The sequence below is a fragment of the Amycolatopsis rhizosphaerae genome (genome assembly GCF_007713715.1).
GTDB classification, from domain to species: Bacteria; Actinomycetota; Actinomycetes; order Mycobacteriales; family Pseudonocardiaceae; genus Amycolatopsis_E; species Amycolatopsis_E rhizosphaerae.
This window is the reverse complement of the sequence record NZ_VJWX01000240.1, coordinates 1-10,733: the sequence shown is the minus strand read 5'-3', so window position 1 is coordinate 10,733 and position 10,733 is coordinate 1. Positions and strand designations below refer to the sequence as shown.

10 protein-coding genes and 1 pseudogene are annotated in these 10,733 nt (G+C 69.7%); 4 read left to right on the top strand and 7 right to left on the bottom strand.

The window, feature by feature from the left end; genetic code table 11:
* Both FNH05_RS22125 and FNH05_RS22120 read right to left on the bottom strand, forming a co-directional pair.
* The coding region (locus FNH05_RS22125) for a maleylpyruvate isomerase N-terminal domain-containing protein (RefSeq protein ID WP_144590628.1) at positions 1 to 554 on the bottom strand (554 nt) is incomplete at its 3' end.
* 76 nt (positions 555 to 630) lie between these two features.
* Positions 631 to 1,857: a cytochrome P450 gene (locus tag FNH05_RS22120; protein ID WP_144590627.1), complete on the bottom strand. Its 1,227-nt coding sequence runs from the start codon at positions 1,855 to 1,857 to the stop codon at positions 631 to 633.
* A gap of 259 nt (positions 1,858 to 2,116) precedes the next feature.
* Between FNH05_RS22120 and FNH05_RS22115 the strand changes: the two genes are divergently transcribed.
* Positions 2,117 to 3,280 (top strand): steroid 3-ketoacyl-CoA thiolase, encoded by a 1,164-nt coding sequence (locus FNH05_RS22115; RefSeq protein WP_144590626.1) that lies wholly within the window; start codon positions 2,117 to 2,119, stop codon positions 3,278 to 3,280.
* Positions 3,281 to 3,467: 187 nt separating this feature from the next.
* On the opposite strand, the gene FNH05_RS22110 is transcribed toward FNH05_RS22115, so the two are convergent.
* Positions 3,468 to 3,881: a winged helix-turn-helix transcriptional regulator gene (locus FNH05_RS22110; RefSeq protein WP_144590625.1), complete on the bottom strand. Its 414-nt coding sequence runs from the start codon at positions 3,879 to 3,881 to the stop codon at positions 3,468 to 3,470.
* 124 nt (positions 3,882 to 4,005) lie between these two features.
* On the opposite strand from FNH05_RS22110, the gene FNH05_RS22105 reads away from it, so the two are divergent.
* Positions 4,006 to 4,854 carry an SDR family oxidoreductase gene (locus FNH05_RS22105; RefSeq protein WP_144590624.1) on the top strand — a complete coding sequence of 283 codons (849 nt, stop codon included), beginning with the start codon at positions 4,006 to 4,008 and terminating at the stop codon, positions 4,852 to 4,854.
* A gap of 13 nt (positions 4,855 to 4,867) precedes the next feature.
* Here the strand turns inward: FNH05_RS22105 and FNH05_RS22100 are convergent.
* Positions 4,868 to 5,508 (bottom strand): annotated as a pseudogene (locus tag FNH05_RS22100) (SDR family oxidoreductase); the annotation flags it as partial.
* A gap of 259 nt (positions 5,509 to 5,767) precedes the next feature.
* On the opposite strand from FNH05_RS22100, the gene FNH05_RS22090 reads away from it, so the two are divergent.
* Positions 5,768 to 6,571, top strand: coding sequence for an alpha/beta fold hydrolase (locus FNH05_RS22090; RefSeq protein WP_144590622.1), 804 nt, complete (start codon positions 5,768 to 5,770; stop codon positions 6,569 to 6,571).
* 189 nt (positions 6,572 to 6,760) lie between these two features.
* Here the strand turns inward: FNH05_RS22090 and FNH05_RS22085 are convergent, their stop codons facing one another.
* The 3 genes from FNH05_RS22085 to FNH05_RS22075 are packed head-to-tail and all read right to left on the bottom strand — an operon-like array spanning position 6,761 to position 9,623.
* Positions 6,761 to 8,221: a sodium:solute symporter family protein gene (locus FNH05_RS22085; protein ID WP_144590621.1), complete on the bottom strand. Its 1,461-nt coding sequence runs from the start codon at positions 8,219 to 8,221 to the stop codon at positions 6,761 to 6,763.
* On the bottom strand, positions 8,218 to 8,415 hold the full coding sequence (locus FNH05_RS22080; RefSeq protein WP_144590620.1) for a hypothetical protein: 198 nt from the start codon (positions 8,413 to 8,415) through the stop codon (positions 8,218 to 8,220). The genes FNH05_RS22085 and FNH05_RS22080 overlap by 4 nt, the downstream gene beginning before the upstream one ends.
* 17 nt (positions 8,416 to 8,432) lie before the next feature.
* Positions 8,433 to 9,623 carry a M20 metallopeptidase family protein gene (locus FNH05_RS22075; RefSeq protein WP_144590619.1) on the bottom strand — a complete coding sequence of 397 codons (1,191 nt, stop codon included), beginning with the start codon at positions 9,621 to 9,623 and terminating at the stop codon, positions 8,433 to 8,435.
* A gap of 121 nt (positions 9,624 to 9,744) precedes the next feature.
* On the opposite strand from FNH05_RS22075, the gene FNH05_RS22070 reads away from it, so the two are divergent.
* On the top strand, positions 9,745 to 10,733 hold a 989-nt coding region (locus FNH05_RS22070; RefSeq protein ID WP_144590618.1), incomplete at its 3' end, for an Lrp/AsnC family transcriptional regulator.

Here is a 10,733-nt window from a genome sequence, read left to right as displayed (position 1 = left end):
CGATCGTCCAGTGTGTCCGGAATCGGGGCCCGGCCCAGCTTTTCCAGTACCCGGCGGGTCACCGCGAGCGCTTCGGCAGGCGGTCCGGGCAGGTCCGGCAGGTGCGCCACCAGGTCGAGATGGTGCAGCGTCCACTCGACGACGTAGGTGTCGAGGTAGTCGGCCACCGTCAGCACCCGGTCACGGGTTTCCACGCGCCGCCGAGGATCCGCCGCGGCCGCCGCCCGCTCCGCCGCCACCGCGAGATCGGTGAAGTGGTGCAGCAGCCCGCCGTAGTCGCGGTAGGCCAGGGCCGACCGGCGGACGAACAACGCTTCCGGCTCGTCCCCGGTCGAAGGCTCCCCCAGGTCCCAGTACCCCACCGCGTCCACCGTCGCCTCAGCGTCGGTGGTGCTCGCCAGCGTGATGAGCACGTCCTGGGCGTCGATGACCAGGTGGAACACCAGGTCCTGGACCTGCCAGCCGGGACAACCGGACGGCTGGACCCACTGCCCGCCGTCCAGCATGTCCACCGCCGACCGCAACGCCTGCCATGAGCGAGTAAACAGCGTCATGCCCCGCCACCCTAGGCACTTCAACACGAAAGCGCCCTCTCTTTTCCCGAGAGGGCGCTTTCGCGGAGGACATCGCTTATTCGTAGGCGACCTGGTAGTGCTTGATCCCGTTGAGCCAGCCGGACCGCAACCGGTCCGGCTGGGACACCTCACGGATGCCGGGCATCTCGTCGGCGATCGCGTTGAAGATCAGGTCGATTTCCAGGCGGGCGAGGTTCGCGCCGATGCAGTAGTGCGAACCGGTGCCGCCGAAGCCGACGTGCGGGTTCGGGTCCCGCAGGATGTTGAACTTCTCGGGCTCCTCGAACCACTCGGGATCGAAGTTGGCGGAGCTGTAGAACATGCCCACCCGGTCGCCCTTGCGGATCTGCCTGCCGCCGAGTTCGGTGTCGGCCGTCGCGGTGCGCTGGAACGCCACCACCGGGGTGGCCCAGCGGACGATCTCGTCGGCCGCGGTCTTGGGCCGCTGCTCCTTGTACAGCTCCCACTGGTCCGGGTGGTCGAGGAAGGCCTTCATGCCGTGGGTGATGGCGTTGCGTGTGGTCTCGTTGCCCGCCACGGACAGCAGGATGACGAAGAACCCGAACTCCTCGGAGTTCAGCGACTCACCGTCGAGGTCGGCGTTGATGAGCTTGGTGACGATGTCGTCCATCGGGCACTTGCGGCGCTCCTCGGCCATGTTCCACGCGTAGCCCACGAGCTGGGCGGAGGCCGCCAGCGGGTCGACTTCGTACTCGGGGTCGTCGTAGCCGATCATCTGGTTGGACCAGTCGAAGATCTTGCCGCGGTCCTCCTGCGGGATGCCGATCAGCTCGGCGATGGCCTGCAGCGGGAGTTCGCACGCGACGTCCTGGACGAAGTCGCCCGAGCCCTTCTTCCGCGCGTCGTGCACGATGCGCGCGGCGCGCTCGCGCAGTGTGTCCTCCAGCTTGGCGATGGCGCGCGGGGTGAAGCCCTTCGAGACGATGCGGCGCAGCTTGGTGTGCTGCGGCGCGTCCATGTTGAGCAGCACCAGCCGGTTGGCGTCCATGGCCTCCGGCGTCATCGTCTCGTCGAACCGGATGATCGCGAGCTTCTCCTGGGAGGAGAACAGCGTGCTGTCCCGGGAAACCGCCTTGACGTCCTCCAGCCGCGTCACCACCCAGAAGCCGTCGTCGCCGAAGCCCGCGCGGTTGTGCGGCTGCGCGTTCCACCACACGGGCGCGGTGCGCCGCAGCTCGGCGAACTCTTCGAGGGGGAGCCGTTTCGCGTACAGATCGGGGTCTGTGAAGTCGAAACCGGCGGGGATCATCGGTGTTGCCACGCCTACCTCCGTGAGTGCCACAACCTCGTGGAACACGTTCTAACCCAGATTGAAGCATACGGTGTTAACTCAGGAAAGACCTTGAGTGATACCTGTTTACTTTTTCGATTAGGATCTTGAAACTCCAGGTGAAACCCATCGTCACCAGCGGTAGCCAAATGCCGGTTGACCTGCATCACACTTGCTCATTATTGGAACTTGTTCTACTTTTGATCCCAGACAGCGGCAGTGGACAGCACAACGGACAAAGGAGACCACGGTGGGCGACCCCGTCATCGTCGAGGCCGTGCGGACCCCGATCGGCAAGCGGCGCGGCTGGCTGTCCGGCCTGCACGCCGCCGAGCTGCTCGGCGCCGCCCAGTCCGCCCTGCTCGAACGCGCGGGGCTCGATCCGGCGCTGGTGGAACAGGTGATCGGCGGCTGCGTCACCCAGGCAGGCGAACAGGCCGGGAACGTGACCCGCACGGCCTGGCTGCACGCCGGTCTCCCGGAGGCGACCGGCGCGACCACGATCGACGCCCAGTGCGGCTCGGCGCAGCAGGCCACCCACCTGGTGGCAGGCCTGATCGCGGCCGGGGCGATCGACGTCGGCATCTCGTGCGGAGTGGAGGCGATGAGCCGGATCCCGCTCGGCGCGAACCGGGGCACCGACGCCGGGCAGCCCAAACCGGATTCGTGGTCGATCGACATGCCCAACCAGTACGGCGCCGCGGAGCGCATCGCCGTGCGGCGGGGCCTGACCCGCGAGGACGTGGACCGCTTCGGCGTCGCCTCCCAGACCAAGGCCGCGACCGCCTGGGCCCAGGGCCGCTTCGACCGCGAGGTCGTCCCGGTCAAGGCCCCGGTGCTCGACGAGAACGGCGCACCCACCGGAGAAACCCGCCTGGTCAACCGGGACCAGGGGCTGCGCGAGACCACCATGGAAGGACTGGCCAGGCTCAAGCCCGTGCTCGAAGGCGGTGTGCACACGGCGGGCACCTCGTCCCAGATCTCCGACGGAGCCTCCGCCGTCCTGGTCATGGACGAAACCCGCGCCCGCGCACTCGGGCTCAAGCCCCGGGCCCGGATCCGCGCACAGGCCCTCGTCGGCGCCGAGCCGCACTACCACCTCGACGGCCCGGTCCAGTCCACCGAGCGGGTGCTCCAGCGCGCCGGGATGAAGATCGGCGACCTGGACCTGTTCGAGGTCAACGAGGCGTTCGCTTCGGTGGTGCTGTCCTGGCAGCAGGTGCACCGGCCCGATCCGGAGAAGGTCAACGTCAACGGCGGGGCGATCGCGCTCGGCCACCCGGTCGGCAACACCGGCACCCGGCTGATCACCACCGCCCTCCACGAACTCGAACGGCGCGACGCGAGCAGCGCGCTGATCGCGATGTGCTGCGGTGGCGCGCTGTCCACCGCCACCATCATCGAACGGATCTGATCGGGACCGGGGCCCGAGTGCCCCTGGACAGTGAAGGCGACCACCACGGGCCGGTGCGGGTCGCCTTCACTGCTGTCCGGGGCCGGGGCGCCGCGGCCGGGCTGGGCGCGAACGCCGCCGATCGCTCGTCAACGCTTCCCGTGAGGGGACCCCTCACGGCCGCCCTTCGTTCATCGGGGCGCCGCGGCTACTGCTGAGCCGCCTTGGCCTCGTCGTAGCGAGCGCGGGCGGCGCCGACGTCGGGCACTCGGGCCTCGACGAAGGCGATCAGGTCGAGCAGCTTCTCGGCCGCCGTCCGCCCCATGGGCGTCAGGCTGTATTCGACGCGCGGCGGGATCGTCTGCTGCGCCTCGCGGTGCACGAACCCGTCGCGTTCCAGCGCCTGCAGCGTCTGCGCCAGCATCTTTTCGCTCACGCCGTCCACACGCCGGCGCAGTGCGTTGAAGCGCAGCGGCGCTTCGGCGAGGGCGGCGAGGGCGAGCGTGCCCCAGCGGCCGGTGATGTGCTCCAGGATCCCGCGCGACTCACAGGCCCGGGCGAAGACGTCCGCGACCAGCCGGTCGTGTGCGCGGTCGGCGCTCTCGGTCACACGGCTGCTCATGCTGTCAAGGTACCGGTTCCGCATTCCGGGAACGATCGGATGTGATCCTACTTACCTGTAGTTTGCACTTTCTGATAGTTAGTACAAACTGTGCGGCAGAACCCCGTCGAGAGGAAGTACCGCAATGATCGTCATCACCGGGGCCACCGGACAGCTCGGCCGCCACGTCGTGAAGGCCCTGCTGGACCGGCTGCCCGCCGAACAGGTCGTCGCCGCGGTCCGCTCCCCCGAGAAGGCGGCCGATCTGGGCGTCGCGGTGCGCAAGGCCGACTACGACCGGCCGGAAACGCTGGCCTGGGCACTGGAGGGAGCGGACAAGGTCCTGTTGATCTCGGGCAGCGAGGTCGGCAAACGGGTACCGCAGCACCAGGCCGTCCTCGAAGCCGCGCAGAAGGCCGGAGTCGCACATCTGGTCTACACCAGCGCGCCGAAGGCCGACAGCAGCCCGCTCACCGTCAACCCCGAGCACAAGGCGACCGAGGCATTGATCCGCGCGTCCGGGCTGCCCTTCACCTTCCTGCGTAACAACTGGTACCACGAGAACTACGTCGCGACGATCGAGCAGGCGGTGCGGAACGGCTCCTTCGCCGGCAGCGCGGGAGACGGGCGCGTCGCCAGTGCGGCCCGGGCCGACTACGCGGCCGCCGCGGCTGCCGTGCTCACCGGAGAAGGGCACGAAAACAAGGTCTACGAACTCACCGGTGACACCGCGTGGACCTACGAAGAGCTCGCCGCGGAAATCGCCAAGGCCGCCGGAAAGCCCGTGGCCTACACGGATCTGAGCCCGGAGCAGCACCGAGCCGCGCTGACCGGCGCCGGGCTGCCCGAGGGTGCCGTCGGGTTCGTCGTCGCGCTCGACGCCGACATCAAGCAGGGCCTGCTGGGCGAGACCGGCACGGACCTGCGCTCGCTGATCGGGCGCCCCGCCACTCCGCTTGCCGCGTTCGTCGGGGAGACCGTGCGCTCCCTCTGAATCGGCCCGCTCGTCACTGCGAGCCGTAGACGGGCTCGGGTTCGGGGGACCCGGCGATCAGCTGGGTCACCACCGGCCCGAGCTCGGCAGGCTCCCACCGGGCCCCCTTGTCGATCACCGGACCGTGCCGCCAGCCCTGGGCCGGCGAAACCCGCCCACCGTCCACTTCGAACACCCGGCCGGTGACCTTCGCGGATTCGGTGCGGCCGAGCCAGACCACCAGCGGCGAGACGTTTTCCGGAGCCATGGCGTCGAAACCGGACTCGGGTGCGGCCATGTCCTCGGCGAAGGCCTGTTCGGTCATCCGGGTGCGCGCGGCGGGCGCGATCGCGTTCACGGTGACCCCGTAGCGCTCGAACTCGGCCGCCGCCACCAGGGTGAGGCCGGCGATCCCGGCCTTGGCGGCCGAGTAGTTGCCCTGCCCGACGCTGCCCAGCAGACCCGCGCCGGAGCTCGTGTCGATCACACGGATGCATTCACCCGGCCCTTCGGGGCACACTCCACCGCGAGGCTCGCGGTGAGGTTGTCCACACCCGCCTTCGCGGCCTCCTCGTGCGGGGCCCCGCCCGCGTTGTCGACCAGGACGTCGAGCCTGCCGTGCCGGGCGGCCATCTCGGCCACCAGGTGCGCCACCTGCTCGGGTTCGCGCACGTCGCAGCGCAGGAACTCGGCGCCGGGCAACGGGTTCTCCGGTTCGGTCCGGCCGCAGGTCTCCCGGCGCCGACCCCGCGCATACCGCCGGTTATCAGCACGACCGCATCCGCCAGTCGCAGGTCCAACGTCACCGGCGAACCTTCCGTCCCTGCCGCGTTTCCGGTTCCCCCGCCAATCTACCAAGCAATCGCTAGGTTAGGAAGCAGAGGAACGGCGGGCACGGTGCCCGGGCGGCCGCGGCCTGTGCTTGACTGCCGCCATGACCTCCGAGGACGGCACCTGTCCCGTCGAGGACGCCGACCTGCACGTCCGGCGCCTCGGGGACGGTCCCCCGCTGCTGATGATCGCCGGGGGAATCGGCGCCATCGAGACCTACCAGGCACTGGCGGCGCGGCTCGGCGAGACCTACACGGTGCTGACCTATGCCCGCCGCGGCCACTTCCGCAGCGCCGACCGGAGCGACGGGCCCCTCACCGTCGAGCGGCACGCCGACGACGCCCGCGCCGTGATCGAGCACTTCGGCTACGGCAAGGCGCTCGTCTTCGGCAGCAGCGCCGGGGCGCAGATCGGACTGGCACTGGCGACCCGCCATCCCGACGCCGTCACCGGCCTGGTCGCGCACGAACCACCCGCGGTCCGCGTGCTGCCCGACGCCGAGGACTGGCTGGACTTCGCCGCCGAACAGGTCGCCCATGCCGCGTCCGGCGATGTGATGACCGCGTTCAAGGAATTCCTCGGCTCGATCGCGGGAGCCGGGCTGCCCGATCTGAAGACGATCCGGATCCCCCACGAGGCGGAATGGAAGGCGCTTTTCACCCGCGAACTGGCCGGGTTCTACGGGTACCTTCCCGACGTGGCCGCGCTGCGCCGCGCGCGGCTGCCGATCGTGCTCGCCGCCGGGGAGGCAAGCCGCGGCTACTACCACTACCGCCCGGCCCGTCTGCTCGCCCTCGAACTGGGCCTGCCCTTCGTCGAGACGCCGGGCGCGCATCTCGCCCCGCAGCGGCACGCCACCGGGTTCGGGGAAGCGCTGGCCGACCTGCTCACGGACCTGGTGCTCTAGCCCCAACACCGGAGTCCCGGACGTAATTGGCGAAACGCCACCAAACCTCCCCGCCGGAAGGTACCCTGGGCAAAGCGGCCGGGGGTTCACCCGCCGGTCGCGTCCCGGCGCACTCCTCCCCCTCGGGCGCCGGGACAAAGGCCCCGGGCCGCGCCCTCCTCCCCCAGCTCGGCGCGCCCGGGGACCCCTTTACTCCACTGTGGACCGCACTGGCGCCACGATCGCCTGCTCCGCCGGTTGCCCGCCGCGCCCGGCCACCCGTTCGGCCGCCGCCGCGCCCAGCAGTACGACCAGGTTCGCCGCGAGGCCCACCAGCCCCACGTTCACATGCCCGACCAGCCCCGGACTGACGAAGGTGAGCCAGACCACCACCAGTTCACCGACGATCAGCCCGGCCAGCACCGGGACCTTGCCCACCGCGACGCGCTTGGTGAAGCCCAGGACGTTCGCCGGGGCCAGTTGGACCGAACCACTGTAGGTGAGCAGCAGCAGGTTCGCCAGCAGGTCGGGCCGGAAGATCCCGAGCAGCAGGGCCAGCGCACACGCCACCACCACCGTGCCGTGGTTGACCCAGAACTGGGTCCTGGTGCTCCTGACCCGCACGATGTTGCGGGCCACCAACGAGGAAATGCCGATGAGAATGCCCGCGGCGGGTACCATCGCGGTGGCGATCGCGGCCACCACCACCAGCCCGGTGGCCCAGCCCGGCAGCACGTCCTTGCTCAGGCTCAGCAGCACCCCGTTGGAGTTGCTGCCCTTCGGCAGTACGAGGATCGCGGCGAAACCGATGATCATCGGCAGCAGCAGGCACAGCTCGTACAGCGGCATCCAGGTGTAGTTGCGGCGCAGCACCTTCGGATCCCGCGCCGACATCACCGCGGGCCACGAGTGCGGCAGGCACATCAGGCCGACCCCGATCGCGCTGACCAGCATGCTCGTGATGAACCACACGTGGTCGTTCGCCCCGGCATGCACCGTCAGCACCTGCGGGTGCAACTGGTCGATCCGGTGGAACACCCCCGAGATCCCGCCCGCGAAATGCGTCGGCACCGCGATCAGCAGCACCACCAGGACGATCAGCATGATCACGTCCTTGAAGTACGAGGTCGCCGCGACCCCGCGCAGTCCCGCCCACAGCACGAACCCCACCACCAGCAGGCAGCCGACCACCATCGACAGCGTGGAGGAGGCCGCGTCCCCGGTCACCAGTTTGACGATCAGCCCGAGGCCGGTGATCTGAAGCTGCAGGTAGGGCAGCACGAACAGCACGCCCAGCACGGCCGAAAGCGTGCCCAGGGTGCGGCTGCCGAAGCGGTCGGTCAGGAAATCGCCCTGGGTGAGGTACCCGCGCTCCTTGCCGAGCGACCACAAGCGCTTGGCGAGGAAGAACAGCACCATGTAGCCGATCGGCACGTACGGCAGCGAATACATCGCCGCGACCCCGCCGCTGAAGGCCAGCCCCGCCATGCCGAGGAAGGTGAAGGTGGTGAAGACCTCCCCCGCCTGCAGGAACCACATGGTGATCGCGCCGAAGCGGCGGCCGCCGACCGCCCATTCGGCCAGATCCGCCGCCGGGGTGCGGCGGCCGAGGAAACCGAGCACGCCGATGAGCACGATCCCGGCGAAGGTGAAGATCAGTATGGTCGTCATCGATCCTCCCCGCGCCGCGCCATCATGCGCTCGGCGATGAGGAGAGCGGGGGTGCACAGCACACACCACACCGCGCCCCAGACCATCATCTTCGGCAGGCCGAACCACAGCCCGGCACTGTTCACGAACGGGAGAAACGGCATGATCGCCAGCGCCAGCGCGGGGATCAGGGGGACCAGGTAGTACGCGCGCAAGTCTGTCTCCTTTTCAGTCAGGGCCTGAGCCGCCGCGCCGCGAGCTCGGCGAGCAGTGCGGCACCGTCGGCGACGACACTGTCGTCGAATGCCGCACGGGGAGAGTGGTTGAAGGGCGCCTCCTCGGGGTTGTCGCCGACGGTGGCCCCGAGGAAGGCGAACGCGCCGGGCACGCGCTCCAGCACGCGCGAGAAGTCCTCCGAGCCGGTCATGGGATTGGGCAGGAACGCGAAGCGTTCCTCACCGAAGACCTCGCGCACGGTTTCGGCGACGAACTCGTGCCCGGACTCGTGGTTGGCGGTGACCGGGTACTCCTCCTCGTAGCGGACCTCGGCGCGCAGGCCGTGCGAGGCGGCGATTTCCTCGCACAGCTTCACGGACAGCTCCGCGATCCGCTGCCGGGCCTCGCGGGAGAAGCTGCGGATGGTGGCCTCGAACGTCACGTCGTCGGGGATGATGTTGCGTTTCGTCCCGGCGTGGAAGGTCCCGACCGTGAGCACCACCGGATCGAACAGGTCGAACCGCCGCGTCACCATCGTCTGCAGCGCGGTCACCATTTCGCAGGCCACCGGGACCGGGTCCAACGCCTGCGACGGCCGCGAGCCGTGCCCGCCTTCACCCACCACCCGGACGAAAAGCCCGTCCGAGGCCGCCATCAGCGGCCCTGGACGGGAGGTGAACAGCCCGCGGGGAATCGCCGAGGACGTCACGTGCAGTCCGAAGGCGGCATCGGCGGGCCGCCCGGCCGCCTCCAGGACCCCCTCGGCGATCATGTGGCCGGCGCCGTCGAATCCCTCCTCGCCCGGCTGGAACATGAACACCACGTCCCCGGCCAGCCGGTCCCGGTGCGCCGAAAGCAACCGCGCCGCACCGACCAGGCCCGCGGTGTGCAGGTCGTGGCCGCAGGCGTGCATCGTGCCGTCGTGGCGGGAGGTGTAGTCCACCCCGGTCTTCTCGGCGACCGGGAGGGCGTCCATGTCCCCGCGCAGCAGCACGACCTCGCCATCACCGGCTCCGCCCCGCAGGACCGCCGTCACCGAGGACAACCCGGTCCCGGTGGAGATCTCCAACGGCAGGCCGTCCAGCGCCGCCAGCACCTTCTCCTGAGTCTTCGGCAGAGCAAGGCCCACCTCCGGAATCCGGTGCAGATCCCGCCGCAGGGCCACCAGATCGTCACTGAGCGCCGCCGCGTCCTCGAGCAGGTTCATCGCTTCCCTCCCAGTCGAAGCCAGCTGTACTTTGATGATCGATATTGCGACAACCGGGCACCGTCGGCCGGGTCATCGGAAGAATCCGTCACCATCGGGCTCCCTGAACAAGGAATCCACCGTGCTGAGCGAAACCGACCTCACTTTGGTGAACGCACTCCAGGTCGACCCCCGCGCGCCGTGGTCGCTCATCGGCCGGACGATCGGCATCGGCGCGGTCACCGCCGCGCGACGATGGCAGCAACTGGCCGGCGACGGCCGGGTGTGGATGTCCGCCTACCCCACCGGGGCTCTGGCCGGGCGGCTGGCGCTGGCCTTCGTGCAGATCGACTGCGCCCCGGGCGAACCGCTCGCCGTGGCCGCCGCGCTGGCCCGCGATCCGCACGTGCCGACCATCGAGTACGTCGCGGGACCGTGCGATCTTCTCGTCCACGTCGTGGCCGCCGACCTCGCCTCCGTCACCGAGTACATCGCACACCGGTTGTCGCGCCTGCCCGGCGTGGCCAGCACCCGCACGCTGGTCTCCGCGAAACTGTTCAGCGAAGGCAGCCGGTGGCAGGTGCGGGCGATCTCACCGGAGCAGCGCGACGCCCTGGCCACCCGGGCCAAGCAGGCGATCGGCGCTCCCCGGTTCGACGAGCTCGACCGGCAACTCATGCTCGCGCTGGGGGAAGACGGCCGGGCCTCCTATTCGGCCATCGGCGCCCGTCTCGGCGTCAGCGCGAGCACCGCCCGTCGCCGCGTCGAGATCGCGCTGGGCAGCGGTTCGATCCGGCTCCGCTGCGAAATCGCGCGTTCGATGTCGCCCGCCCCGGTCACCATGATGCTCTGGGTCCGGGTTCCACCCGACCGGCTGGAATCCACCGCCCGCTCGCTGGCGAGCCTGCCCGAGGTGCGGATGTGCGCGGCGATCAGCGGTGCGGCGAACCTCCTGGTGGTCGCCTGGCTGCGGGTGCCCGCCGATGCCGTGCCCCTGGAAAGCTCACTCGTGACCAGGCTGCCCTGGCTGGACATCGTCGACCGAGCGGTGACGCTGCGCAGCGTCAAGCTCATGGGCCGCGTCCTGGACGAGACCGGCCGCGCCCGGAGCCAGGTACCGCTGGACTTCTG

Bases quoted from the DNA above. Each gene is read 5' to 3' on its own strand.
- FNH05_RS22110 (WP_144590625.1), bottom strand. From the start codon at position 3,881: ATGAGCAGCCGTGTGACCGAGAGCGCCGACCGCGCACACGACCGGCTG.
- FNH05_RS22105 (WP_144590624.1), top strand. From the start codon at position 4,006: ATGATCGTCATCACCGGGGCCACCGGACAGCTCGGCCGCCACGTCGTG.
- FNH05_RS22090 (WP_144590622.1), top strand. From the start codon at position 5,768: ATGACCTCCGAGGACGGCACCTGTCCCGTCGAGGACGCCGACCTGCAC.
- FNH05_RS22085 (WP_144590621.1), bottom strand. From the start codon at position 8,221: ATGACGACCATACTGATCTTCACCTTCGCCGGGATCGTGCTCATCGGC.
- FNH05_RS22075 (WP_144590619.1), bottom strand. From the start codon at position 9,623: ATGAACCTGCTCGAGGACGCGGCGGCGCTCAGTGACGATCTGGTGGCC.